This is a genomic window from Chthoniobacter flavus Ellin428 (assembly GCF_000173075.1).
GTDB classification, from domain to species: domain Bacteria; phylum Verrucomicrobiota; class Verrucomicrobiia; order Chthoniobacterales; family Chthoniobacteraceae; genus Chthoniobacter; species Chthoniobacter flavus.
In genome coordinates this window covers 133,168-158,056 of record NZ_ABVL01000006.1, presented here as the reverse complement: position 1 = coordinate 158,056, position 24,889 = coordinate 133,168, and the positions used below count along the sequence as shown (strand labels likewise).

Sequence of the window (24,889 nt, the reverse complement as noted above, 5' to 3'; positions counted from 1 at the left end):
ATTCTGCTTTAGCCAATGAATTCGCGGGGGTCGGTGATCTTGCCGGTGAGCGCACTGGCCGCCACGGTGTAGGGCGAAGCGAGGAAGACCTGCGACTCCTTGTGGCCCATGCGGCCGGGGAAATTGCGGTTCGTGGCGCTGATGCACTTCAGCGGCGTATTCATGCGGCCGAAGGTATCGACCGGACCGCCGAGGCACGCGGCACAGGAGGCATTCTCCGTCATGCGCACGCCAGCGCTTTCGAGAATGTTCCAGACGCTCTGGCCGTCCCACTGCGTGTCCTTGAGCTCTTGCACGACCTTGGTCGTGGCGGGCACGCCGAAGGTATCGATCTTCACCGACTTGCCCTTCACCACCCGGGCGAAGGCGAGGAAGTCGCTTGTCTTGCCGCCGGTGCAGGAGCCGATGTAAGCGCGATCCAGTGAGACACCGGCCAGCTCCTTCGCCGTCTTGCGCTGGCCCGGATCGGGGTGGCAGGCGACGGTGGGCTCGAGCTTCGAGAGATCGAACACTTTGTCGTAAATGAACTTCTGATCCTGATCGATCTCGGCCGGCTCGAAGGTGCTCTTCGTGCCGTTTTCCTGCACGCGATCCTTCACATAGGCGTCGGTCTTTTCGTCAAAGGGGAAGATGCCGTTCTTGCCCCCGGCTTCGATCGCCATATTGGCGATGGTCATGCGGTCGTCCATCGACATGCCGTACACGCCCGGACCTTCCCACTGCATCGCGCGATAGGTCGCGCCGTCAAAACCGATGTCGCCGATGACGTGCAGGATCACGTCCTTGGCCATTACGCCCGCGGGCAGTTCGCCCTCGAGGAAAAAGCGCATCGTCTCCGGCACCTTCACGAGCAGCTTGCCGGTGCCGAGGATGAAGCCCGCGTCGGTGTTGCCGATGCCGGTGGCAAATTCATTGAAAGCACCGGCCATGCAGGTGTGCGAGTCCGTGCCGAAGAGCACTTCGCCCGGGCGGGTGTGGCCCTTCCACGGCAGCGTGGTGTGGCACACGCCGGTGTAACTCTTGCCGTACTGCTTCTTGAGCTGACCCTGCTCGGTATCGAACTTCCAGTGCCCGTTCGGGTCATCGATCACGTCGTAGAAGTACGGGAGACCCTGTTCCCTGGCGAACTCGCGCAGGATGTCGACGTTACGGTTCGACATGGAATCCGCGGTGAAAATGTAATGGTCGGGGATGATGACGAGCTTCTTCGGATCCCACACTTTGGCCGCCTTGCCGAATTCGCGCTTGAAGACGCCGATCGTGCCCGGCCCGCAAACGTCGTGAGTCATGAGGACGTCGACGTTCACCCACACGTTTTCGCCAGCCTGGACGTGCGCTTTGCCACTGGCACGCGCGAGCACTTTTTCAGTCAGAGTCATAAGGGGGGCTACTATCACACCCGTACGCGTCCGTGCGCAAATGGATTTGTGGAACGTTTTCAAGGAACTGGGAGGATTGGCCTCTTTGCCCCGGGGACGGCGCAGCAGATCTCACTACATTCGGATTTTATATTCGGACCGCTCTGTCTCAACAAACACCCCTTCAATCAGATCCGCGGCACGCTGGAGCCCATCCGCCTGCTGGATTTCCGCGCGGCAACGTTCGGCCACCTTCCGATAACCCGGCTCCCGCAGCACTCGCTCGACCGCCGCACGCAAGCGCGGGACCGTGAGCTTTGCGGGTTGCACCACCTCGGCGGCGCCGAGCCAGGCGAGCCGGCTGGCCACGCCGGGTTGGTCGTTCGTGATCGGAATGGCCACCATCGGCACGCCGCAGCTCAGCGATTCCAGCGCGGTGTTGAGACCGGCGTGGGTGATGGTCAGGGTCGCCTTTTGCAACAACGCGAGTTGCGGGGCGATGGACACCACGATCGGCTGGCCGGCAAAGTTTTTCGCCGCCGCTTCGGCATCCTGGTCGCGGCTGCCGAGCGAGATGACCAATTGCGCATCCAGCCCCGCACATGCCGCGGCGATGGTCTCGAAGATGAATTGCCGCCGATTTTGCAGCGTACCCATCGAGGCATAAATGAGCGGACGCCCGTCGAGCTTTTCCCACGGGAAAGGAATTTCCTCGTGGCTGGCCGCGTGATGCCACGGCCCGGTGTAGTGCAACTCCGCTGCTGGCCGCCGCCGGGGAAAATCGAAAAAGGCCGGCTGCTGGGCGATCTGCAGACGGCAGGACCCAGGGCTGAATGTGCCCGCCAGCGGTGCGAGACGATGCGCGCGGCGATGGCGGTTGATCTCGGCGATGATCGGACGCGCGAGCCATTTGAGCACGGTATCGCCGAACGCATTGCGCCAGCGCCCGAGGATCCCGGTCTGGTAATCCCACGGCAGGACACACGGCGGTAGATGCGGATCGGGATTGAGCGCGAGGGCGTTGCTCACCATCACCCAGGGACGACCAGTCAGATCCGCGACCGTGCCGCCCGCTGGCGAAACCTGATCGACGAGCAGCGCATCGATCTTCTCCCGGTCCACGACGGGCGGGGCATCGCGCAAAATACTGACCACGCTCCGGCGCAGCAGCTCCGCGGTAAATTGCACCGCCTTCAATCCACTGAGCCGCCCGAGCTCCCGCGAGGTGGTCTGCATCGAGCCCTCCGGAAAATCTTCCTCACCGATGGGCGCAAAATTCAGCCCCGCGCTCTCCGCTTTCCGCCGCGCATCGAGCCGCCCGACCACGGTCACGCGATGCCCGCGCCGCTGGAGTTCGCGGCCGAGGGTGGTCATGGGATTGAGATGGCCGCTCAATTCCGGGCAAATGAGGCCGAGGTGAGACATGGTCGATCGAGGTGGCGTGAAGGAGTGCTTGTCCTCCCTTCCTGCGCCGCGCACATTGAAACGGATGCCGACCACTTTGACCAATGCCGAAAAACGCGACCTGAAAGCCCAGGCGCAACGCCTGGAGCCTGTCGTAAAATTGGGCCACGGCGGCATGAGCGACGCTTTCATTCACAGCCTCGACGAGGCGCTGAACCAGCATGGCCTGGTGAAAATGAAATTCGCTGATTTCAAGGAAGAGAAGAAAACCCTCGCCCCGCAAATCGCCGAACGCACCGGCAGCGCGATAGTGATGCAGGTAGGCAACGTAGCGGTCTTCTACCGGCCGAAACCGGAAGAATAGAGTGGCAGCGGCATCCTACCACTGGCGTTTGAGGATCAGCGGCAGGATGCCGCTGCCATCTTGATCGTCCCAATTCTCAGGCTTGGTACACCGAGCGCGGTCCGCTAGTGTGCCTCCATGTCTCCCCTCCGACTGTTCCTTCCTCTCTTGCTGACAGCGGCGACTGGCTTCGCCGCGAACTGGCCAACCTGGCGCGGGCCGCAAGGTGATGGCGTCACCTCCGAAACGAATTTGCCGCTGAAATGGAGCGCGACAGAAAATGTGAAGTGGAAGGTCGAGCTGCCCGAGGGCGGAAATTCGACGCCAATCATTTGGGGCGACCGCATCTTTCTCACCCAGGCCGATGGCCAGAAGCGCCTGCTGATGTGCTTCGATCGCAAGGATGGCAAGGTGCTGTGGCAGCAAGGCCCGACGTGGTCGGAGACGGAACAGACGCACAAGGCGAACCCACCCTGCGCCTCGTCGCCGATCACCGATGGCGAGCGGGTGATCGCGTGGTTTGGCTCGGCGGGCCTCTATGCCTACGACTTCGCCGGCAAGGAGCTATGGCACGTCGATCTCGGCAAGCAGGACCACATCTGGGGCTATGGCAGTTCGCCGGTGTTGAGTGGTGACTTGTGTTTCCTCAATTTCGGGCCCGGGCCGCGTAGCTTCGTCGTGGCGGTGAATAAAAACACCGGCAAAGAAGTGTGGCGCTTCCAAGTGCCGCCGCCGGATACGCCCGAAGGGCCGGGGTCCGGACAGAATTGGACGGGCACCTGGAGCACGCCAGTCATCGCCAAACTGGACGGGCGCGAGGAACTCATCGCCGATCTGCCCGGCGCCGTCTACAGCCTCGATCCCGCGACGGGAAAAGAAATCTGGCACTGCAACGGGCTCAATCCCCTCGCCTATGCGGAGCCGATCGTCGTTGGCGATGTGGTCGTCGGGTTCGGCGGCTTCAATGGTTTTGCCCTCGGCGTGAAAGCTGGCGGCTCGGGTGATATCACTTCCACGAACCGCTTGTGGCAGGACCGGCGCACTCCGCAGCGCGTCGGCTCCGGCGTGGTCGTGGATGGCAAGATCTACCTGGGCAGCGACCCCGGTTTCATCCAGTGCATCGATCCGCAGACGGGAAAGCGGTTGCTCGACCAGCGCGCCCCGGTGCCTCCACAGAAGGCGTCGTCGTGGTCCTCCTTCGTCCGCTCGGGAGACCGGCTCTATCTCCTGACCAAGAGCTCGGACACGCTGGTCTTCCGCGCGGATCCCAAGATGGAGATGCTCGCGGATAACGTGCTGGGCGATGGAATGACGAATGCCTCGATCGCCGTGTCGGATGGGGAGATTTTCATCCGCACGCATGCGCACTTGTGGTGCATCGGGACGGGTAAATAGCGTGGCAGGAGATCTCTGGGGAGCGCGCTCGTCCCGAGTGCTGGTTTCGGCGTCTCGCCGAAACGAACTTACCATATCGTTGGGAAAGGGATCAGGTCACCTATGAGGAATCACGCGAGAAAGTCCGCGAAGGCGAGACGCCGTCGCCAGCACCCGGGACCGAAGAGGCGGAGGGGAATAGCGGAGGCCGGTTGATGGGTGAGCGTGCGCCCCCCGGAAATCCGCAGCGCGTCGACTGCCGTTTAATTACACTAAAATCGCGATTCCATTCGCATCCCGGAGTTTCACGGGCTAGAAGCCCGGATGCAGAAAAAACCATTCACCGAGCTCGGCCTGTCGCCGGAGTTGCTCAAGGCCGTCGCGAAAATGGGCTTCGAGGAAGCGTCGCCGATTCAATCGGAGACGATCCCGCAATTGCTTACTGGCGCGGATGTCGTCGGTCTTTCGCAGACTGGCTCGGGCAAGACCGCGGCCTTCGCGATTCCCGCCATTGAGCGGGTGGATGGCAATCTGCGCGCCCCCCAAGTCCTCATTCTCTGCCCCACCCGCGAACTCGCCATGCAGGTGGCCGAGGAAGTGGCCAAGCTCGCTTTCTTCAAACGCGGCGTGCGCGAACTGCCGATCTACGGCGGCCAGAGCTACGACCGCCAGCTCCGCGGTTTGCGCGATGGCGCCCAGATTATCATCGGCACGCCGGGGCGCGTGATGGATCACCTCGAGCGCAAGACGCTGCGCCTCGATCAGGTGGGCATGATCATTCTCGATGAAGCGGACCGCATGCTCGACATGGGTTTCCGCGATGACATCGAAACGATTCTCGGCCAGGCGCCCGCCGAGCGGCAGACGGTCTTTTTCTCGGCGACGATGCCGCCGGCGATCAACCAGCTCGTCAAGAAATACACCAAGGAGCCGGTGAACGTGCGCATCCAGGCGCAGGAGATGACGGTCCCCGCCATCGACCAGAGTTATTACGAGGTCGATCGCCGCTCGAAACTCGAGGTGCTCTGCCGGCTGATCGATCTGCAGGATATCAAATACGGCATCATCTTTTGCGCGACGAAGATGATGGTCGATGAACTCTCCGATCACCTGAAAGCGCGCGGCTACAGTTCAGACAAGCTGCATGGCGATATTTCCCAATCGATGCGCGAGCGCGTGGTGGCGAAGTTTCGCAAGCGCGGCTTCGAGTTCCTCGTCGCCACGGATGTCGCAGCGCGTGGGCTCGATGTGGATGACATCGAAGTCGTGTTCAATTACGACCTACCGCAGGACGCGGAGGATTATGTGCACCGCATCGGCCGCACGGGACGCGCGGGGCGCAGTGGGCGCGCGGTCACGTTCGTCGCCGGACGCGAGATTTGGAAGATGCAGCAGATCATCCGCTTCACCAAAGGCAAGGTGCGCCGCGAGCGCGTGCCGAGCGCCGAGGAAGTAGAGCAGAAGCGGACGAGCGAATTTCTGGAGAACTTGCGCGAAACCCTGGAGAAGGGCGAATACAAACGGCAGGACACGGTGATCGATCAACTGCTCGACCAGGGGTATTCCGCGACGGACATCGCCAGCGCGCTCATTCATCTGCTCGGCGGCGACAAACCGGCAGCGCAGCCGATCGTCGAGGAACAGCCGCGTCGCGAATATCCCAACTACCAGTCACGCGAATATCCAAAGTATGAGTCGCGGAAGTCATCGCCTCGCGAAACAGAAGCGCGTGCGCCGCGTGAACATCGTGAGTCTCGTGAACCGCGCGAAGCCGCGGCCCGCAAGGAATTCCACGCGCCCGCGGAACGCCGTGAAAAACCTTCGCGCTCGCCGCGACGGGAACCCTCTGCCGCGTCGCACGAAGAGGGCATGGTTCGGCTCGTTTTCAACGTGGGGAATGCCCATCAGATCGAGCCCGGAGATTTCGTCGGGGTCATCGCCGGGGTCACGCGACTTCCCAAGGAAGTCGTCGGCCGGATCGAGATCCTCGACCGGGAATCGCTGGTCGATGTGTCCGATGAATGCGCGGACCAGGTGTTGAAGAAGCTGAACGGCATCAAGTTCAAGGGCCGGCGATTGAATGTGAACATCGCGCGGTGAGTTAGCAGAAAGCGCGCGCAGCGCATCCCAACAACCCTGTCATCCTGAGCGGAGCGGGGAAGCATGGGCGGAGTCGAAAGCCGAGTCTGCGAGACGCCTATGGGACTGTGGGGCAAACCTCCAATTTCCGTGGGTTTTCGCGCGGAGCCGTCCGGCTCACAAGAGCCGACGCGTCTTCGCTATTCACTTCACCGTGCTCTCAGCCTAACTAAAGAAAAGAAGGATATTGGAGGTCCTTCGACTTCGCTCGGTCGCTAAACTCCCTCTCTGCGCTCAGGATGACAGGTTTTTCGGAACGCGCTTCGCGCTTTTTTTTCTGCACGCAGACTGCGGCGGAACACCTCGCGGCAGTGACTATCGGCGGCCTACAACTCAAAGAACGAATACAACTTCTTGAGGAATCCCTCGGTGTATTCCTTCTGTTTGGTCGCGAGCTGCGTGATTTCTGAACTCGAGGCGACAATGCCCTCCGTCTCCAGCCGCCGCTGAGCGAGCAGTTCGCTGAGCTTCTGCACCAGGGTCTCGTTCTGCTGCAGAATTTCCGCGAGCACTTCCTTGCCGATCTCCCACATCTCACAATCCGTCGCGGCCACGACCGTGGCGCTGCGCGGGTCGCCGGTGAGCAGCGACATCTCGCCGCAATAGTCGCCGGTCTGCAACGTCGCCACACGTGTTTCCGTGCCGTTGGCTTGCACATAGACGTGCGCTTCGCCGTGGAGCAGGATGAACATGGATGCGCCGGAAGCGCCCTGGATGATCACTTTCTCGCGGCGCCCGTAGCGGAGGTACTTCGCGTGGCCGAGCAACTTCTCCTGCTGCCCTTCGTCGAGCAGTTGCAGGAACGGCTGTTTGCGCACACAGGCACGGGCGATGGACATGACGTCCTTCGCGCCCGCGGTCACCCGCTCGATCTGCACCGTGCGGATGGGATACGGAATCTTGATGCCGTGGCGCTGCGCGGCGTACCAGATATTCGTGCGAACGCCATCCATGATGTCGTTGTACATCGCCTGGTCGTCGATCCAGAGCTTGATCTCGTAGTGCACCGCCGAGTCGGCGAAATCCTTGAGGTAGACCTTGGGCGGCGGCGAGGGGAGGACGCCATGCACCGAAGCCGCGGCGCGGGAGATGATGTCTTTGACGAAATTCGGCGCGGTCCCGTAGTCGAAGCCCACGTTGAGCCGCACGGCGTGCTGTCGCGTGGGGTAGGTGAGATTGATGATCGAGCCGCCGGCAATCGCTTTGTTTGGAATATCGAGATAGATGTCGTCGTTCGTGCCGCAGCCGCGTAGAAGCGCCAGTTGACCTCCAATGACCTCGGCGTACTGCTGGTCGATTTTCAGCCAGTCTCCAGTCTTGAATGGCTTGCCGATTTCCAGCGCGATGCCCGCGATGATATTGCCGAGCAAATCCTGCATCGCGAAGCCGACGATACCGACGACGACCGTGGAGCCGAAGACCGCGCCCTGGATCGGATAGCCGTACACGCCGCCGATGACGACGAAGAGGGCGATGATGAAAAGGATCAGGCCAAAGAGCTGGCTGATGAATTTCGGCGCCTTGCCCTGTTGATGCTTTTCAAACCAGAGCTCCCAGTAATAGCGCCGCAAAAGGGCGAGGATGAAGATCGTCCCGAGGAGCACATTGGCCGCGCGCAGGACGTGCATGATAGGCTCGCGATTCGAAAAATCCGTGCCGACGATTTCCATCGGCAACCAGATTGCGAAGACGATGCAGAAAAGCTGGTAGAGGAGGCCGAGCTGCACGCCCGCACGGCGCTTGAGAAACCGTCCGAGGCCGAGGGTGATGGCGAACAACGCCGGGATGGCGACGGCCTCAATGGCAATGGAGGAACCGTCGATCGTTTCAGCAAGCATGCGGACGGAGTTTAAAAAAGCGTTGGGCGCGGATCAATCCGAAAGCCCATTGCGCGGCGGCTCGAGGAAAAGCCGCTTGGCACGCCGGCGGGCGTGCCATCCGCGAGGGAGATTGGCCTTGGCGGTGCCGCCCTTGAGCAAGGCGCGTACGGCTTCCACTTCTTCAAAGCCGATGTCGGCCACGCCGTGGAGCTTGAGCCATGCGCGCAGGCGGCGGCGCTGAATGGCGATGGGTTCGGCGGCGAGGGCCGGCACGCTCAATTCGGGCGGCGTATTTCCCAGCAGATCGGCGAACAAATCGTCTTCCGCACGGAGAATTTCCGCGGAGCGCCAGATGGAACGGCGGATGTCGCGGCCGAAGGCCTGCTCGAGAACGGGGATGATATCGTGGCGCAGGCGATTGCGGGTGAACTTGCGATCGGAGTTGGACGCGTCCTCCACGAAGGAGAGTTTGTGCCGCAGGATGTAGGCTTCGATTTCCTCGCGCCAGGTGCCGAGAAAGGGGCGGGAAATTTGCAACGTCACGCCATCGATCGTGCGGGTGCTCAGCGCGCTCATCCCCGCCAGCCCCGCCGCGCCGGCGCCGCGGAAGAGATTGAAAAGCAGGGTCTCGACCTGATCATCAGCATGGTGCGCCAGAAAGAGGCGCGGGCAATCATGTTCCCGGGCGACATGGGTGAAGAAGGAGATGCGCGCCTCGCGGGCCGTGGTCTCCAGGGATTTTTTCCGTTGTTTGGCCAGGGTGGCGACGTCCTCGCGCTGCAGGACAAAGGCGTAATCCAATTTGCGCGCCAGCTTCTCGACGAATTGCGCGTCCGCGACGCTCTCCGCGCGCAGGGCGTGGTCCAGGTGGCAGACGATGAGTTCGCGGAACCCGGCAGCGTGCAACTGGTGCAGCAACGCCACGGAATCACGCCCGCCGGAGACGCCGATGAGGCATCTTTCTTCCGGCGAAAATGCGGTGTTCATTTAGCCGATCCGCTCGGCGCCGAAGTGGCCGCGCAAGGCCTCGGGAATGGCGATCGTGCCGTCGGCCTGCTGATACGTCTCGGTGAGCGCCACGAAGAGACGCGGGAGTGCGGTGCCCGAGCCATTCAGGGTGTGGGCGAATTGATTTTTGCCCTCGGCGTTCTTGAAGCGCAGGTTCATGCGGCGCGCCTGGAAGTCGCCGAAATTCGAGCAACTGGAGACTTCGAGATAGGCATTCTGCCCCGGCGCCCAGACTTCGATGTCGTACGTCTTGGCCGAGCCGAAGCCGATATCGCCGGTGCACAGCTCGATGACGCGGTAGTGCAGGCCGAGCAACTGGAGCACCTTCTCCGCGTTCGCGGTCAGCGATTCGAGTTCGGCGAACGACGTTTCCGGTGTGGTGATCTTCACCAACTCGACCTTGTCGAACTGATGGATGCGGATGAGTCCCCGCGTGCCGAGGCCCGCGGCGCCGGCTTCGCGGCGGAAGCAGGGGGTGTAGGCGGCATAGCGGATGGGCAATTGCTCCTGCCGAAGGATTTCCTCGCGGTGCAGGTTGGTCACCGGCACTTCGGCGGTGGGGACGAGATACATGTCGTCGCGCTCGCAGCGATACTGCTGCTCCTCGAATTTTGGGAGCTGCGTGGTGCCGACCAGCGCGTCCGAGTTCACCAGGAACGGCGGGCTCACCTCGCCATAGCCATGTTCGCGGGTATGGAGATCGAGCAGGAAATTAATGAGCGCCCGCTCCAGTCGTGCGCCCTGGCCGGTGTAGAGGGCGAAGCCGCTGCCGCTGATCTTCGTGGCGCGCTCGAAGTCGAGGAGCCCGAGATCCTTGCCGAGGTCGACGTGGCTCTTCGGGGTGAAAGCGAAAGCCGGCTTCTCACCCCAGGTGCGGACGACCGGGTTATCCTCGGCCGTGGTGCCGACCGGGCACTGGTCATGTGGGAGATTCGGGACATTGAGCAGCAGGGTGCGCTGCGCGGCATCGAGTTGCTTGGTCTCGTTTTCCAACTCGGTCATTTCCGTGCCGAGCGCGCGGACCTGGGCCTCTATCTCCGTGGTGTCTTCGCCCTTCGCTTTCTTCGCCCCGATTTCCTTGCTGATCCGCTTGCGGTCGGCCTGGAGCTGCTGCAGGCGGGTCTCCGCGGAACGGCGTTTTTGGTCGCAGGCGAGGATTTCGTCCACGGCGGAAACGAGCTTCGCGTCACGCGTCGCGAGACGCTGTTTCACGAGGTCGGGTTGTTCGCGGAGCAGGCGGATATCAAGCATGGGGCGGATACGCTAGGGGGAGTGAAAGTGAAAGTGAAGGTGGAAAGTGGGAGGGATGAGTAATCAGTATTCAGTATTCAGTAATGACCGGTGAGTGATCGCGGACCGGGAATACTGATCACTGATCACTGATTACTGATCACTCCCCCCTGATTCCCGGCCACACTTTCACCTTTCACTCCTTCCCGCCGCTGGCAGCATCGGACCCTGCATGAAAAAGCGTGTCCTTATCATTTCGACCAGCGCCGGAACCGGCCACGTGCGGGCAGCCCAGGCGCTGGAACAGGAATTCATCCGTGATCCGCGGGTCGGCGAGGTGGTGCACGAGGATGCGCTGAAGTTCACCAACAAGCTCTTTCGCGATTTCTACTCCACGCTCTACATGAAGCTGGTCCGCAGCGCGCCGGACCTGCTCGGTTGGGTCTACAAGGCGAGCGACGAACCGTGGAAAGGTGAGGCCGCGCGGCTGCAACTCGACCGGCTCAATACCCTGAAGCTCATCCGCTTCATCGAGAAATTCGATCCACACATCACGGTCTGCACGCACTTCATGCCGGCAGGGATCATCTCGCATCTGCAGGAGACGAAACGGCTGCACACGCATCACTCCATCATTGTCACGGATTTCGACTGCCATGCGATGTGGCTTTCGCGGACGTTTCATCGCTACTTCGTGGCCCTCGACGAAACGAAGGCACACCTCGAGGCGCTCGGGTTGCCGCCGGAACGCATCACGGTCTCGGGCATTCCCATCGACCCGGTATTCAGCCAGCCTGTCGACCGCGCGCTGGTGCGGACTTCGTACGGACTGCATCCGGAAAAGACCACGCTGCTGCTCTCGGCAGGGGCATTGGGCGTGGGGCCGACGGAGTTGATCGTCGAGCGGCTCAAACAGCTCCGGAACGACGTGCAGACCATCGTCGTGTGTGGGCGCAGCGAAGAGGTGAAAGAGCGCGTCGCAAAGGCCGCGGCCACGCAGCGCAATCGCTTCTGCATTCTCGGCTATTCGGACCGCATGCATGAACTCATGCACATCAGCGATCTTTTCATCGGCAAGCCGGGCGGCCTGACCACCAGCGAAGCGCTGGCCTGCGGTCTGCCGATGGCGATCTTTTCGCCGATTCCCGGCCAGGAGGAGCGCAATGCGGACCACCTGCTGGAGGAAGGCGCGGGCATTCGCTGCAACGAACTGACCACGCTGCCGTTCAAGATCGACCGGTTGCTCGATGACCCCACGCGGCTCGGCGCCATGCGCGCGGCGGCGAAGGCGATGGGGCATCCCGATGCGGCTCGCACGGTGGTGAAGACCTTGCTCGACGACCATCTCCCCAGCCTCGCGCTCGACGACGAGCAGCGGGAAGCCATCGCGCTGGCCGCGGCACGCACTCCAAACAATGGCTGAGTTCCTCTGGGGCGTCGCGACATCGGCCTACCAGGCGGAAGGCGGTTATAATGGTCCCGGGCAACCGCTGACGAATTGGGCTGCGGCGGAAAAGCGCGAGGATGTCGCTGCCGTTGGCAAGGCTGCCGATTTTTGGAATCGCTACATGGAGGATTTCACCCGGTGCCGGGAGATGGGGTTGAACGCTTTCCGCCTCGGGCTGGAGTGGAGCCGCATTCAACCCACGCGTGACCCCGCGGACACTGCGCCCACGGCTTTCGACTACGCGGCACTCGATCACTACGCGGCGATGATTGCGGCCTGCCAGCAGAGCGGGCTGGAACCAGTGGTCACGCTGCACCATTTCGTGCACCCGGCATGGCTGGGGACCGATCCTTGGCTGGAGCCCACGACCGCCGCGCATTTCGCTGAATACGTCCGTCTCGCCGTGGGCTATGTGAACGAGCGGCTGCCGCGGCCCATCCGTTGGTTCATCACCATCAACGAGCCCAACATGCTCGTGCTCAATTCGTATCTCGGCCGGCAATTTCCAGCGAAACATCGCTCCGGATTCCGGCCGATGATGACGGCCTACAATCAGCTCCTGCGGGCGCATATCCTTGCTTATGCGGCAGTACACGACCTCTACGCCGCGCGCGGTTGGCCGGCTCCGCTGGTCACGTTCAATAACTACTGCAGCGACATGTATTGGTCGGACAAGTTACTGCTCGATCTCGTTTGTGTCCGCGAGCGCGGCATTCCGCGCGAAGGCGTGGAGGAATATATCTGCGGGTGCGCTCATGCCTTCGAGGCAGCCTTCGAAGCGGCCCGCATTCCGCTGCACAAGGATCTGGCCTATTACTTCGGCGCGTTGTTCAAGCGGGTCAGCAATTGGCTCGGTTACCGTCAATTTGACGCGGCCGATTTCGCGCCGTTGCTCGACACCATCTACGCACAGCAGCGAACACGGTTCATCGATTACATCGGCATCGATTATTACGATCCCTTCGCCGCGCACGCTTTCCGTTTCCCGGTGTTGTGGGATCACGAGTTCAAGAACCGCTCGTTCCGTTCGTGGATGCTGGCCACGGTGACAAGCAAGTGGTGGGACTGGCGCGTCCTGCCGCGAGGATTGCATTTCTTCTGCCAGCACTACGCGGAAGATTTCGGCCGGTCGGTGCTCATCGCGGAAAACGGGATGGCTTTGCGGCGGCGGCCGGGTTCACGGCGGCGTGCCCGGCGCGATCACATGACCCGCAGTCAGTTCCTCCGTTTGCACGTTCACGAAGTGGCGCGGATTCGCGCCGATGCCATTCCGCTGGCCGGCTATCTGCACTGGTCGCTCTTCGACAATTACGAGTGGGGCACCTACACGCCGCGCTTCGGATTGTATTCCATCGATTACCCCAACAGCCTCGAACGTCAGGTCGCCGATCCCGATGGCGACCGACCGGCGGAGACCTACGCCGCGCTGATCGCCGAGGTGCGTTCCAGGAAACTACCCCATGCCGCAGAAAAGTGAGTTCGTAGAGTACCTCGTGGAAATGCTGCAGCCGCTCGGCACGATCCGGGTGAAATCGATGTTCGGCGGCTGGGGCTTCTATGCCGACGAACGCTTTTTCGCGATCGTCGCGGATGACGGGTTTTACGTGAAAGTCGATGACGTCAGCCGCGGGGAATTCGAGGCGTTCGATTTGAAGCCGTTTCGTTATGAGGTGCGCGATACAAAGGCGACGCTGGACTACTACGAGCCGCCAGCCGCGGCGATGGATGATCGCGAGATGCTCTGCGAATGGGCACGCAAAGGGATCGCAGCCGCGGAGCGGGCGCAGGCGAAGAAGAAGCCGCGGAAGAAGAAAAAGTAAGGGCGATGCCCTCACAGCCGCCCTCTCCTCGGTGTCATTCTGAGCGAAGTGGAGGGAGTGTAACGACCGGAACGCAGTCGAAGAACCCCGCCGCTTTACCAGCGATGGTCTCTGGTAAAACGGCGGGGTTCTTCGACTGCGTGCCCCGCCACCTGACCACCGGGGCACTCCGCTCAGAATGACACCGAAGAGAGATTTTCCTACCCCACCCGCACCGCGCGTTTTTTGTCGAGCTTGAGCACCGTGCCCGCGGCCAATGTGGGCGTGGCTTTTGGATCAGTGATCTTCTCCTCGTGAAGCTGGATGCTCCCCTGCTCCACGAGCCGCCGCGCGTCACCGCGCGACTTGGCGATCTGATACCCCTTCTCGTAGCCCGCGACGACGATCGAAACGATGTCCTGATTCACCCCGGCGAAATCCACCACCGGCCATTCGGCATTCTCCACGTCGCGCTTGCTGAACTTCGTATTAAAATCCTCCAGTGCTGCATTGCCGGCCTCTTCCCCGTGGTAACGCGCCACGATCCGCCGCGCCAATTGCTTCTTCGCATCCATCGGATGGATGTCGGGCACATCCTCGCCGAGCAACAGCAGATAATACCGCGCCATGAGCGTGTCGGTGATGCTCATCAGCTTGCCAAACATCTCCGTCGGCGCCTCACTCACTCCGACATAGTTGCCAAGGCTCTTCGACATCTTCTGCACACCATCGAGCCCCTCGAGCAGCGGCATGAGGAAGACAATTTGTTGCGGCTGGCCTTCCTCGCGCTGCAGATCGCGGCCGACGAGGATATTGAAAAGCTGGTCCGTGCCGCCGATCTCGACGTCGGCCTTCACCACCACCGAATCCCACCCCTGCATGATCGGGTACTGGATCTCGTGGAGGTGCACGGCGTCGCCGCGTTCGAGGCGGTTCTTGAAATCCTCGCGTTGCAACATCTGCTGCAAGGTCACCCGCCCATTGAGCTTGATGACCTCCTCGAAGGTCATCATCTCGAACCACTGCCCATTGAAAACCGTCCGTGTCCTTTCCGGATCGAGGATCTTGTAGGCCTGCTCCTGGAAGCTGCGCGCATTGTTCATCACCTGGTCGTGGGTAAGCTGCGGGCGCGCCTTCGAGCGGCCGGATGGGTCGCCGATCATCGCCGTGAAATCCCCAATGATGAGGATCGCCTGGTGGCCGAGGTCCTGGAATTGCCGCAGCTTGGTGAGCGCCACGGTAAACCCGAGGTGAATATCGGGAGCAGTCGGGTCGACACCGAGTTTGACGTTCAGCGGGCGACCAAGGCGAAGCTTCGCGAGGAGTTCGGCTTCGTTGATGATTTGAGCCGCTCCGCGTTTCAGGATTTCAAGCTGCGCTTCAGGTGATTGCATGGACAAAGGCTATGGACTGCATAAGGGCCTCTTGGCGCGGGAAGCGAGCAAGAAATCACGCGAGCCCGCAAAACCTCACGCTACGCAAGGATGCGCAGGCGTGGCGCTTACTTACTTTTATTTAACAGATCGCGAATATCGCCGACGGAGAGCTGCTTCAGGTTGCTCACCCGCTCGACGGTGCCGTCGCCATACCCGACCGATTCGCCACCACCCGAACGCCAATTCGCCAACTCAGCGGGATCCGTCGACTGGCCCATCTTCTTGCTTTCCGGACCGAGATACTGGCGCTTGCCGTCATAGAGCGGTCGCGTGGCGGCGGACTTCCCGGCATCCCATGCCGTCTTCGTCGCCGCGGTCTTGGTATCGGCTTTCTTCTTCGCAAAGAGGTTCAGGAATCGGCCCTTCGTATTCGCCTCGTTGGTGGCAAAGGCCCGCTGCGAGGCCTGGTTAGGCTTCGAGTCGTAGAAGTCGCGCGACTGGAAAGTATCCACGCGCAACTGCTGGCCGGAATAGAAACCCTTCGAGTTTGCTTTGCCGGTGGAGACCCCGTGGGCCGCGGCGGCCGTGGCCGCGCTGGGGTTGAAAGATTTGTCCGGGCTATATTCCAGGATCTCCGCGCCGCGCACGGAATTCACGTCGCCATTTTCGACCGCCTCCATCCGCCGGCGCTCCTTGGATCGCGAATTCTCGGCGGCCTGCTCCTTCTCCGCCCTGGTCGCGGCCTTCGCCGCCTTTTGCTGCGCAGAGGCGCAGCCCACAAGAGCGAAAGCGGCACAGGCAGCGATGAGGAGGGGAAAACGCACGGCGAAGAGATGCCACAGGTCGGGGGGTTCGTAAAGGACGAGGCGGCGAGGGGGTGTTCCGTGATCAGTAATCAGTATTCAGTATTCAGTATTGCCAGCTCCCACTGATCACTGATCACTGAATACTGATTACTAATTACTTCCTCCCGACCTCCCTCAGACGCGTCATCTCAATTTACTTAGCCGGGCCTTGGCCTGCTCGATCTCACCCGGATCCTTCGCGACCGCGAGGAAGCTCTCCAACGTCTCGATGGAGTTTCGGTGATCGCCTCGCTCCTGTTGTAAAGAGCTCAGGCGCATGGTGATATCGAATAGTTCCGGATGCTGCTCGTGCGCGGTACGCAGATGAGCGAGTGCGCTATCCGCATGGCCGCCGGTCAATTCCGCCTGCGCCCAGTCACCCAGCAGCCGCGCCAGCTCCAACGAATATTCCACCGTCGAATCGGTTTGCGCGGCGAGCTTTTCCAGCAGCTTCGTCCCCCGTTCAAATTCGTGGGCGGTCACGGCCAGCTTGCGCACCCGAGCCGCCAATGCCGGCTGGATCATGGACGGATGCGCCTCCGCGAGGACCAGTGCCTCGACCGCCTGCCCGGCCTTCTCGCAATAATCGAACACTGCACGCCGCAGCGCATCCGCGCGCCCCGGGGACAAATCGAAATCACCCGTTTCCTCGTCGGCGTGATCGAGCCGTTTGGCCGCGACCATCCAGTCAACGATCTCCCCGTAACCGACATTCGCCGGAACACTGAAAGCCCGGCGCAGCGTCTTCTTGGCCTCAGCGAAATCGCCCTGCGCCGTCTGCAACTTCGCATAGGGCAGCAGCGTCGCCCAATTGCGCGCGTAGCGATCCCCGCGCGCCGCCTGCGCATACAGCGCCAGCGCCCGCTGCGTATCGCCGATATCCGCGAAGCCTTGCGCGACCTTGCCGATGCTATCTTCATTGAGCGTCGCGCGCAGGGCGAGGGTCTCCAGCCGCGACCGCGCGGCATCCGTCCGCCCGAGCTGCTGAAGGGTGTGCGCGAGGTTGATGACGTTCTGCTCGTTCATCGGATTCACCTGCGCGATGCGTTCCTGCACTTTGGCGAGCGCTTCGCGATTGCCCGCTTTTTCCAAGGCATCGGCCGCCATCTGCAACAGCTTGTCGTTCACATCCTCGCGCGCCAGGACTTGCTTGAGCGCGACATCGAGCGGACCTTTGCCACCGCCATCGCTCAGCGCCACGAGCAACGCCACACCGGCCGGCGCCGGCCCCTTCCCTCCCGCCCACAGGGCCTGCACCTCAGCCGTAAAATCCGCGTGAATGTTCAGTCGCGCCGCCTGTGGCCCGGCGAACTCGAGATAATTTTCCAGCAAACTGGGATGATCCCCCTCGGTGGCAAAGCGCCGCAACCGGCGCAATTCCCGGCGCGCCATCACTGGGTCATCCTCAGGAGTGAGTAACTCAACCAGTTTGCACTGCAGCGGGAAGCAGAGCCGCGCCTCGGTGGTGTGGGCGAGCGCGCTCTGCACGGCCGCGCGGGCATGCGGGCGGTCATCGCGGGCGACGAAAGCCGCGGCGAGATTCAGCGCCGGCGTGATGTGCTGCGGCGGTAGGATGCGGTCGAGCGTGGTCAGCGCGGCCTCGGGCTGATTGTTCTTACACTGGAGAATCGCCAGGCGCGCATCCATATCCGGCCCGGTTCCAGACTGGAAAAGGACCAGCGCATCGTTCAGGCGATTTTGATTTTCGTAGATCGTGGAAAGGGCGAGACGGGCGGCGAGATTGCCCGGCTCCATGACGAGCAGCCGCTGATAAGTCGCCATCGCTTGGTCGGCATGCCCGGCCCGGTCGTGCAACTCCGCGAGGCGCAAGAGCAACCGGGTATCGCCGGGCGTGCTTTCCACCGCGCTCCCGAGCGCCGTCCGCGCGCCGTCGAGGTCGCCCTTGTGCTCGAGCACGTCGGCATACTGCAGCAGAAACTCGCGCCGCGCGCCGTCGGGCAAGCGCCCACCGTTGTCGTTGAGGACCGTGCGGAGCACGTTTCCCGAAGTGTCGTTGTCGCCCGCCGCACGACAGACCGTGAGCAGATTACGCACGGATTCGGTGTCGGCCGGATCGCGCTCCCAAATTTGCCGATAGATGGCGATGGCCCGTGCATGCACGCCCATGCTGGAAAGCGCATTGGCCAGCGGCCCCAACCCATCACCGGGGGAGAGGCGGGTGAACTGATCGAGCCACTGAGTGAGCTCGCCGGCGGGCGCATCGGCGGCGCGCAGGATACAAAGCCGCTGGCGAATGTCGCGTGCCAGGCTCGCCGCCTGGTCCCCCTGAAGCTGCACCAGCGCTTCATCGGCCAGCGCATTTTCCCAAAAATAGGCGGCGAGATTTTCCAGCTTCAGTGCCTCGAGCTGCGTCCCGGTCTCGACCACGAAACGCAACTGGCGCGAACCGGAGCTGGTCGTGTCGTCGTATTGATTGCCCGACAGCGCCCGCATTTCGATGAGCCGGTCGAGGTCCGCCTCGGCCGCCTTTTCATCGCCCGCGAGCCCGTGCAATAGCGCACCGGCCAGCGCGGCATGCAGCGGCTGCGACTGATGCGCGGCGAGATAGGTTTCGACGAAGGCCCGGCGATCCGGCTCCGGCAGGAGCAGGTAATACTCGCGCAATGCGGCGCAGACCGGCGCGTCGAGCGATTCCGCGGAGGAGGAAATGGTCGTGTGCAGAAGGGCGCGGGCCTCGTCCACCTGGCCGAGCATGAGATGCCACTGGGCCAGGTCGAGACCGCAGACCGCGCGTTGCGAGGTCGAGCTGTCGAAGACGCGCTGGCCGAGCTGGATAGCTTCGTGAAAGCGATTGCGGCTGGCGAAAAGTTCCGCCGCCTGCCAGGGCCGCAGATGGGTGCCTTCACCGAACAGCGTCTCGATCATCGCGGGATCGGTCTTCTGGTCGCTGTTATCCAATGCCTGGCCGAGGGCGATCATCAGATAATCCCGCTCGCTCGGCGTGCGATGCTTGTCCCGGAACCATTCGGCGAGCCGCGCGTACTGCTTCGATTGCAAGGCCAGCCAGATGAAGGCCTGCGCCATTTTCGGGTCATGAATCTGCCCGCTCATCATCGACTGCACACGATCGAGCGTCGCTGCACCGTCGCCGACGTAGAAGAGCGCCCAGAGCACCTCGCTCGGCGAGTCCGCGTTCTTGCGCCAGCGGTCGACCCACTGCGCTCGGTCCGCGGCATTTCCACTGGAGGCCACGATCTGCGCGAGCTGGCGGATCGCATTGAAGCGCAGGTCGCGGTCGCTCTTCGTATCGCCGCTGCTTTTCTCCGCCGCTTCATCCACCCAAAAGCTGCGCAGCGCGCGCATCGCCTCCGGCGCGGGACGTCCATTGCGCTGGCCCACCGCGGCGAGATAAGCGGTCTGCAAACGACCGGCTTCGGTCGGCTTCACCGCTGGGAAATGCATGGGATCGCCGGTCTTTTCCGGCGGCGTGACGCGGAGCACTTCCTCGAGGCATCCACGCGCCTCGGCGTTGTTCCCGGCTTCGATATCGAGCGTGGCCAGCGCGGCCAGCGAACGGGCATTCGCGGGGTCGAGCGTGCGCGTTTTGCGTAGCAGGACGATGGCCCGTTCCGGCGTGCCCCAGGCGAGCTGGAAGTCAGTGGCGTGATTCAGCGCCACCGTGTCGCGCGGGAACTTCTGCACCACGCGCTCCCATGTCTGCTCAGCGGCCTCGATGGCAAAATTCTTTTCCTGTAATTGCGCGAGCTTGATCAACCCATCGGGCGTCTCCTGCGGGGCGATGCGCAGCAGTTGCTCCTGCAGCTTCACCGCGGCGTCGAGCTTGTGCAGGTCCTCGGCTTCGCGAATCAGGTCGGGCAACGCATCGGCCTGGTTCGGTGCGGCGTAGGAAGCATCCGCGAGCACCTCGAAAGCGGCGGGAATCTGCCCGCTCGCTTTCAAAATCCGACCGAGCGACACCTCGGTAAAATAATCATCCGCATGCAGCTTGCGCCGCTTTTCAAATTGGGCGCGCAGCCAGTCGAGCAGATGATTTTTGGTGCAATGGGTGAGCAGTTCGTTGAAGAGCGCGAAGCGTTCGCGATCGTTCGGTTCCGACTCGATCGCCTTGAGCTGGAAATCCGCGGAGGCCTGCGGCTGGTCGAGCCGCTCGAGCACATGCAGGAGCGAGTTGAGCGCTTCGTGCCGGTGCGAGACCGGGCTGGCGTCGTAGACTTGCTTCCACGTGGCCAACGCCTCGGGCCAATGCTCGCCCCGCTGCTGGGTGAGCGCGAGGTCGGTGAGCGCATCGACGTTGCCGGGATTTTCCGCGACGAGCTTTTCGAAGATGGCGAGCGCTTCCGGGATATGGCCAGCCTGCAGCTCGAGTTGGCCCGCGCGGCGCGAATAGTTCGCCCGGTTCGCGGGATCGATGCGCGCGAGCTCCCCGAGGTCCTGCACGGCTTCCGGCGAGGGGCCATTCGAGGTCTGCAGCTTGACCAGCAACTCGTAACTCGTGACGGAATTAGGATTCAGCTCCAGCGCTTTCTCCGTGGCGTAGGCCGCGCCTTTCGTGTCGCGATTCCACATCCGCCACCGGGCCAACCGCAGCCACGCGGCCTCGGTGTTTTGCTCATGCGCGGATTTCTCCAACGCGATGATGTATTGATCCAGCGCGGGGTTGGGATCCTGTGGCGGCGGCTCTCCACCGGGCACGCTGAACGGTGTGGGCGCGTGACCTTCGTGTGGCGGGGTGGCCGCGCGGTAGCTTTCGAAAAGCTTTTGGTCGGCCTCGACTTTTTCCACATCGCTTTTGCTGCAGCGCTCCGCGTTTTCGAAATCCGCCTGGGCCAGTTTATAGTCGCCATGCACGGCGTGCAGATCGCCGAGCGCGAGATGGAAATCGCGATTGTCCGGCTGCAATTTCGCGGCCGCGCCGAGTTCCGCGGCACCATTGGCGAAGTCATTCTGCCCACGCAAAATCTGGGCGATGTGGAAATGCGCAGCGGCCTGGCGGGCGACCGATTCGGCGGGGCGTACCATGCGTTGCAACACGCGTCGGGCTTCGGCATCGCGATGCTGGCTGAAATAGAACGTGGCCAATGCGGCCAGCGCGTCCTCGCCATTGCCCGCGGCGTCGGCCGTGAGGTGCTCCTCGATGTAATCGGTGAGATGGTTTTGCTGGTAGAATTCCAGCGCCTTGGCCCGGACGGAATCGTCGTTCTTCCGCGCGGCGAGCAGCGCGTCGATGCGTTGTTTCGCCGTCGCGGCGGCGTCGCGTTGCACGTCCAGCTTCGCCCGGGAGAAGACGTAATCCGCATTCGTCGGCTGGTCTTTCAGCAACTGGTCGTAAATCGCCGTGGCCGGTTCCGGCTGATCCATCTGCAGGAGCAAGCGCGCCAGCTTCTCGCGATACTCGAAATTCTTCGGCGCGAGGGCGGTGAGTTTTTCCAGCCACACCCGCTGCTGCTCGAGATCGCCGAGGCGCTCGTAGAGTTCGACGAGTTGCAGGCAGCCGCCGAGATCGCGCGGATTTTCGGTGGCGTATTTCTTCCAGCGCTCCTCCAGTTCCGCGGTGCGATGGTAGCGCTGATGCAGGCGGATGAGTTGGGACTCCAGGTCGCCACGCAGCCAGTTGCCTGGGCCGGTGAGGGCGAGCGCCTTTTCCAGCGCAGCGATGGCGGCATCCTGATGCCCCGCACCTTGTTGGATCCGGGCGATCTGTTGCAGGACCAACGGGCGTTCCGTGGGCGTGGAGTGAGCCTCGACGTAGGAGAGATGTTCGATGGCCCGCTCGGGCAGGAAATTGCGTTCGTAGGCGGCGGCGAGCTTGCGGCGCAGCGCAAGGTCCTCGGGATTGAGAGCCACAGTCTTTTCCCAAGCGGCGGCGGCTTTGTCGGTCTCGCCGGCATCGAGCCATGCCGTGCCGAGCTGGAGCAAGGTCTCGGACAGGCGCGCATCACCGGGGGGCATAGCGGCGACGGCCTTTTCCAGCCAGTCGGCGGCGTCGCGCGGATGAGAGCGCTCACTCTCCAAGTGCGCCAGGGCCAGCGCGGGCAGGTAGCTTTTGGGATCAAGCGTCGCGGCATGTCGATAGGCGGCCGCGGCCTCATCGGCGCGACCGGCGCGGCGCAGAAGATGGCCGAGGATCAACTGGGCGGCAAAGGTGTCGCTGGCCTTGTATTCATCAAGCAATCGCCCGGTCTGCCCCTGGTCGGCATAGATTTTCCACAGGCGATCCAGCGCGGTCCCCTCCACCGGGGAAGCCGCCAGCATCTGTTTATAGCGCTCGACGATCCGCGGCGAAACCGGCGTTTCGGCAGGCGCAACCCGTGCCAGGAGGAGCAGGGAAAGGAAAAGGGGGAGACGCCGCATCGCGCACAAGCTAGCGCGTGTCGGCGGGGCGGCAAGTCCCGCCCACCACGCACCAGGCTGTATGGGTGCCGGACCACTGCGGGTTGTTTTAACCACGAATGACACAGATCTTACGGATTACAGAAGCGGCTGCGCAATCCTCTCTGAAATCTGTGAAATCCGCGTACCCCGTGGTCATTCCTTCTCTTCAATACTGGGATGGAACTGACTCGCCGAACACACTGTGGCCCACTACCGTCGCCGCATGTTGTTCGCGACCTTGCTGGCCTGCCATTTCGCCCTCGCAGCGATCGTGGTTTACGGAATGAACCAACTTGCACTCGTGCCCTGGCGGCGGACGCGGGACGCTCACTGGACCGCGCGAGCTCGCCTCCTTTGGCCGATCCGGAAGACAAACGGCCTGCTGTTCTTCATCTTTCCGGCCGTCCTCGCCGCCGCTCAATACTCGCAGTTTCCCGAAATCCCGCTGGCTTATCTCCCCGCGGCGGTGGCGGGCTTTGCCGGTGTCATCCTCGGAATGTGGCCGACCGCGAAGGCCGTCTTTCCCAACCTGGCCCTGGGTCGGTGGTTGCGCAATCTCGCCGCCGTCTTTGTCATTCGGCTCATGGCGGTGGGCGTCCTGATCGCCGCTATTTTCCTGATGCCCAATCATCTGGGCTGGACCGCGGTGGGTGTCACCGCGCTCGTCATCGCGCTCAATCTCGGACTCGTCTGGGGAGGCGCGCTTTGGATTTTGCGACGGATGGGTGTCCTCATCCCCGCGCCGCCGCGGCTGCAAGAGATCGTCCGTGAGATCGCAACGCGGATGGATCTGCCGATGCCGCGCGTGGGGTTGCTGCGCCTCTACGGTGCCAACGCCATTGCCTTTCCGCTACTCAATACTTTGGCCGTGACGGAAATGGCCATGGACGTCCTGCCGGACGACGAATTGGGGGCGGTCTGCGCACATGAATTCGGCCATCTCAGCGAGCCGCGAGGCACCGTGGCGATGCTCGTGCTTTCGACATTCACCTTGTTGCCGGCCATCTTTTTCAAACCGGCGACGCATGCTTTTGGCTGGGCGGGATACTTCGGCATCTGCGCGCTGTTGATCGTAGTCTCGCGATTGGTCAGGGCCTTTCGCCGCCGCATGGAGCAACGGGCGGATTCCGCCGCGAAAACGCACGAAGGACCGTCTCCGGGAGTTTACGCCCGGGCGTTGGAGCGGCTCTATGAGCTCAACCAGGTGCCAGCGGTGACACCCGCGACGTTGAGTCATCCGAGTCTGTATGACCGACTGATCGCCGCCGGCGTGACGCCGGAGTATCCGCGACCCGCGGCGCCGGCGCGGTTTACGTGGCAGAACGCGGTGGCCTTGGGATTGGTGGTGGCCTTCATCACGCCGGTGATGAACCGCTGGGAGCGTGATGGGCGGCAAAAGGCGCATCGGCCTCGCCAGTGGTCAACGGAAGGGCGACCGATGCCAGCAGATTGAACTTGGGAGCGGCGACTTCCCAGTCGCCGACCGACCCAACGCGCGTAGCGCCATTTTGGGGCAAGGGCAGAACCGCTTCTGCCAAGCATTGCTAATTGAGTGCGGATTGGTAGAGGAAATCGGCGATTTCCGACCAACCGATGCCGCGCGCAAGCTCCGAGGCGGTGCGACCCGGGCCGGCTTTGGCAGTGACATCTGCCCCATAGCGCACCAGCAGTTTCACCACTCCGAGGTTGCCCGCCAGCGCCTCCCGCTGCAGCAAAGTCCAGCCTTCGTGATCGGTCGAACGGGCGATCGAACCATCGCCTTTCAGTTGTTCTTCGATCTTCCCGAGCATGTTCACGCACATCGGGTGATCGCGGAAAGTTTCCTGGTCCGGCGTAGGCGTTTTGCCGCTACCGAAGAGACTTTCAAAGAAGGATCTCTTGGGCTTCTCCGCCCGCTCACCAATCTCCGTGCGGATGACAGCTGGATCGCCGAAATCCAGACCCCAAGCCGCGTCGTGCTCTTTGCGTTGGCTCGCTCCCATCTTCGCTCGCACGACATTGACAGTGTATCCGCCATACGCCTTTCCCTGGACCACCATCATCCAATCTTCGAGCTTCGGGAATGGCAAACGAATGGTTGCTCTCTCGCGGACCGAAGTCAGCCAGTTGGGGGAGTTAAGGAGTTTGCCCGAAATGGTCTCTCCATCGAAGTCTACCTCCCCAACCCACATGTGTTCGTAAGCCGGCTTGCCGTCCGTGCGCGGGCCATCGGTGAAAGGCATTTTCACCATCGACATGTCGAGGCCTGGAACGATCCTGCGATGCTCCCAGGACAACTCGCGCCAGAAATATCTAAAGGACTTCTGCGCATTCACATACGCTTGGTGCATGGCCGGTTCGGCACCATCGAACATATAAACGGGTTCGCTCATAGGTAATCAGGATAACCAAT

16 protein-coding genes are annotated in these 24,889 nt (G+C 62.4%); 7 read left to right on the top strand and 9 right to left on the bottom strand.

Annotation, left to right across the window (positions count from 1 at the left end; genetic code table 11):
• Positions 1–8: 8 nt before the first annotated feature.
• Together CFE428DRAFT_RS12125 and CFE428DRAFT_RS12120 are read right to left on the bottom strand one after the other, a co-directional pair.
• Positions 9–1,379 carry a 3-isopropylmalate dehydratase large subunit gene (locus tag CFE428DRAFT_RS12125; RefSeq protein WP_006979831.1) on the bottom strand — a complete coding sequence of 457 codons (1,371 nt, stop codon included), beginning with the start codon at positions 1,377–1,379 and terminating at the stop codon, positions 9–11.
• A 114-nt stretch (positions 1,380–1,493) separates the two neighbouring features.
• Complete coding sequence (locus CFE428DRAFT_RS12120) at positions 1,494–2,783, bottom strand: glycosyltransferase (protein WP_006979830.1); 1,290 nt, start codon at positions 2,781–2,783, stop codon at positions 1,494–1,496.
• 64 nt (positions 2,784–2,847) lie between these two features.
• Here CFE428DRAFT_RS12120 and CFE428DRAFT_RS12115 point away from each other — a divergent pair, with 64 nt between their 5' ends.
• The 3 genes from CFE428DRAFT_RS12115 (at position 2,848) to CFE428DRAFT_RS12105 (ending at position 6,579) form a co-directional block, all read left to right on the top strand.
• Entirely contained in the window at positions 2,848–3,126 is a 279-nt protein-coding gene (locus tag CFE428DRAFT_RS12115; protein ID WP_006979829.1) for a YhbY family RNA-binding protein, read from the top strand.
• Between the two features lie 117 nt (positions 3,127–3,243).
• On the top strand, positions 3,244–4,500 hold the full coding sequence (locus tag CFE428DRAFT_RS12110) for an outer membrane protein assembly factor BamB family protein (RefSeq protein ID WP_006979828.1): 1,257 nt from the start codon (positions 3,244–3,246) through the stop codon (positions 4,498–4,500).
• A gap of 303 nt (positions 4,501–4,803) precedes the next feature.
• Positions 4,804–6,579: a DEAD/DEAH box helicase gene (locus CFE428DRAFT_RS12105; protein ID WP_006979827.1), complete on the top strand. Its 1,776-nt coding sequence runs from the start codon at positions 4,804–4,806 to the stop codon at positions 6,577–6,579.
• 365 nt (positions 6,580–6,944) lie between these two features.
• Here the strand turns inward: CFE428DRAFT_RS12105 and CFE428DRAFT_RS12100 are convergent, their stop codons facing one another.
• Genes CFE428DRAFT_RS12100 through serS form a run of 3 tightly spaced genes read right to left on the bottom strand, consistent with a single transcriptional unit; the run spans position 6,945 to position 10,697 of the window.
• Positions 6,945–8,456, bottom strand: coding sequence for a mechanosensitive ion channel family protein (locus tag CFE428DRAFT_RS12100; RefSeq protein ID WP_006979826.1), 1,512 nt, complete (start codon positions 8,454–8,456; stop codon positions 6,945–6,947).
• A gap of 33 nt (positions 8,457–8,489) precedes the next feature.
• A complete protein-coding gene (tilS, locus tag CFE428DRAFT_RS12095) occupies positions 8,490–9,425 on the bottom strand; it encodes a tRNA lysidine(34) synthetase TilS (protein ID WP_006979825.1) in 936 nt (311 codons plus the stop codon).
• Positions 9,426–10,697 (bottom strand): serine--tRNA ligase, encoded by a 1,272-nt coding sequence (gene serS, locus CFE428DRAFT_RS12090; protein ID WP_006979824.1) that lies wholly within the window; start codon positions 10,695–10,697, stop codon positions 9,426–9,428.
• A 211-nt stretch (positions 10,698–10,908) separates the two neighbouring features.
• Between serS and CFE428DRAFT_RS12085 the strand changes: the two genes are divergently transcribed.
• The 3 genes from CFE428DRAFT_RS12085 to CFE428DRAFT_RS12075 are packed head-to-tail and all read left to right on the top strand — an operon-like array spanning position 10,909 to position 13,943.
• A complete protein-coding gene (locus tag CFE428DRAFT_RS12085; RefSeq protein WP_006979823.1) occupies positions 10,909–12,099 on the top strand; it encodes an MGDG synthase family glycosyltransferase in 1,191 nt (396 codons plus the stop codon).
• Complete coding sequence (locus tag CFE428DRAFT_RS12080; RefSeq protein ID WP_006979822.1) at positions 12,092–13,600, top strand: family 1 glycosylhydrolase; 1,509 nt, start codon at positions 12,092–12,094, stop codon at positions 13,598–13,600. Before CFE428DRAFT_RS12085 ends, CFE428DRAFT_RS12080 begins: the two co-directional genes overlap by 8 nt.
• Positions 13,584–13,943: a TfoX/Sxy family protein gene (locus CFE428DRAFT_RS12075; RefSeq protein ID WP_006979821.1), complete on the top strand. Its 360-nt coding sequence runs from the start codon at positions 13,584–13,586 to the stop codon at positions 13,941–13,943. Before CFE428DRAFT_RS12080 ends, CFE428DRAFT_RS12075 begins: the two co-directional genes overlap by 17 nt.
• A gap of 200 nt (positions 13,944–14,143) precedes the next feature.
• Here CFE428DRAFT_RS12075 and tyrS read toward each other — a convergent pair whose 3' ends face one another.
• From tyrS to CFE428DRAFT_RS12060, 3 genes are all read right to left on the bottom strand, one after another.
• Complete coding sequence (gene tyrS, locus CFE428DRAFT_RS12070) at positions 14,144–15,316, bottom strand: tyrosine--tRNA ligase (protein WP_006979820.1); 1,173 nt, start codon at positions 15,314–15,316, stop codon at positions 14,144–14,146.
• 107 nt (positions 15,317–15,423) lie between these two features.
• Complete coding sequence (locus tag CFE428DRAFT_RS12065; protein ID WP_042724865.1) at positions 15,424–16,122, bottom strand: hypothetical protein; 699 nt, start codon at positions 16,120–16,122, stop codon at positions 15,424–15,426.
• Between the two features lie 165 nt (positions 16,123–16,287).
• On the bottom strand, positions 16,288–22,476 hold the full coding sequence (locus CFE428DRAFT_RS12060; RefSeq protein ID WP_006979818.1) for a tetratricopeptide repeat protein: 6,189 nt from the start codon (positions 22,474–22,476) through the stop codon (positions 16,288–16,290).
• 244 nt (positions 22,477–22,720) lie between these two features.
• Here CFE428DRAFT_RS12060 and CFE428DRAFT_RS12055 point away from each other — a divergent pair, with 244 nt between their 5' ends.
• The gene (locus CFE428DRAFT_RS12055) at positions 22,721–23,950 is read left to right on the top strand and encodes a M48 family metalloprotease (protein WP_006979817.1); all 1,230 of its coding nucleotides are present in this window, start codon (positions 22,721–22,723) and stop codon (positions 23,948–23,950) included.
• A gap of 91 nt (positions 23,951–24,041) precedes the next feature.
• Here the strand turns inward: CFE428DRAFT_RS12055 and CFE428DRAFT_RS12050 are convergent, their stop codons facing one another.
• Positions 24,042–24,869: a DUF2314 domain-containing protein gene (locus tag CFE428DRAFT_RS12050; RefSeq protein ID WP_006979816.1), complete on the bottom strand. Its 828-nt coding sequence runs from the start codon at positions 24,867–24,869 to the stop codon at positions 24,042–24,044.
• Between the last annotated feature and the right edge of the window lie 20 nt (positions 24,870–24,889).

Bases quoted from the DNA above. Each gene is read 5' to 3' on its own strand.
- CFE428DRAFT_RS12125 (WP_006979831.1), bottom strand. From the start codon at position 1,379: ATGACTCTGACTGAAAAAGTGCTCGCGCGTGCCAGTGGCAAAGCGCAC.
- CFE428DRAFT_RS12120 (WP_006979830.1), bottom strand. From the start codon at position 2,783: ATGTCTCACCTCGGCCTCATTTGCCCGGAATTGAGCGGCCATCTCAAT.
- CFE428DRAFT_RS12115 (WP_006979829.1), top strand. From the start codon at position 2,848: ATGCCGACCACTTTGACCAATGCCGAAAAACGCGACCTGAAAGCCCAG.
- CFE428DRAFT_RS12110 (WP_006979828.1), top strand. From the start codon at position 3,244: ATGTCTCCCCTCCGACTGTTCCTTCCTCTCTTGCTGACAGCGGCGACT.
- CFE428DRAFT_RS12105 (WP_006979827.1), top strand. From the start codon at position 4,804: ATGCAGAAAAAACCATTCACCGAGCTCGGCCTGTCGCCGGAGTTGCTC.
- CFE428DRAFT_RS12100 (WP_006979826.1), bottom strand. From the start codon at position 8,456: ATGCTTGCTGAAACGATCGACGGTTCCTCCATTGCCATTGAGGCCGTC.
- tilS (WP_006979825.1), bottom strand. From the start codon at position 9,425: ATGAACACCGCATTTTCGCCGGAAGAAAGATGCCTCATCGGCGTCTCC.
- serS (WP_006979824.1), bottom strand. From the start codon at position 10,697: ATGCTTGATATCCGCCTGCTCCGCGAACAACCCGACCTCGTGAAACAG.
- CFE428DRAFT_RS12085 (WP_006979823.1), top strand. From the start codon at position 10,909: ATGAAAAAGCGTGTCCTTATCATTTCGACCAGCGCCGGAACCGGCCAC.
- CFE428DRAFT_RS12080 (WP_006979822.1), top strand. From the start codon at position 12,092: ATGGCTGAGTTCCTCTGGGGCGTCGCGACATCGGCCTACCAGGCGGAA.
- CFE428DRAFT_RS12075 (WP_006979821.1), top strand. From the start codon at position 13,584: ATGCCGCAGAAAAGTGAGTTCGTAGAGTACCTCGTGGAAATGCTGCAG.
- tyrS (WP_006979820.1), bottom strand. From the start codon at position 15,316: ATGCAATCACCTGAAGCGCAGCTTGAAATCCTGAAACGCGGAGCGGCT.
- CFE428DRAFT_RS12060 (WP_006979818.1), bottom strand. From the start codon at position 22,476: ATGCGGCGTCTCCCCCTTTTCCTTTCCCTGCTCCTCCTGGCACGGGTT.
- CFE428DRAFT_RS12055 (WP_006979817.1), top strand. From the start codon at position 22,721: ATGTTGTTCGCGACCTTGCTGGCCTGCCATTTCGCCCTCGCAGCGATC.
- CFE428DRAFT_RS12050 (WP_006979816.1), bottom strand. From the start codon at position 24,869: ATGAGCGAACCCGTTTATATGTTCGATGGTGCCGAACCGGCCATGCAC.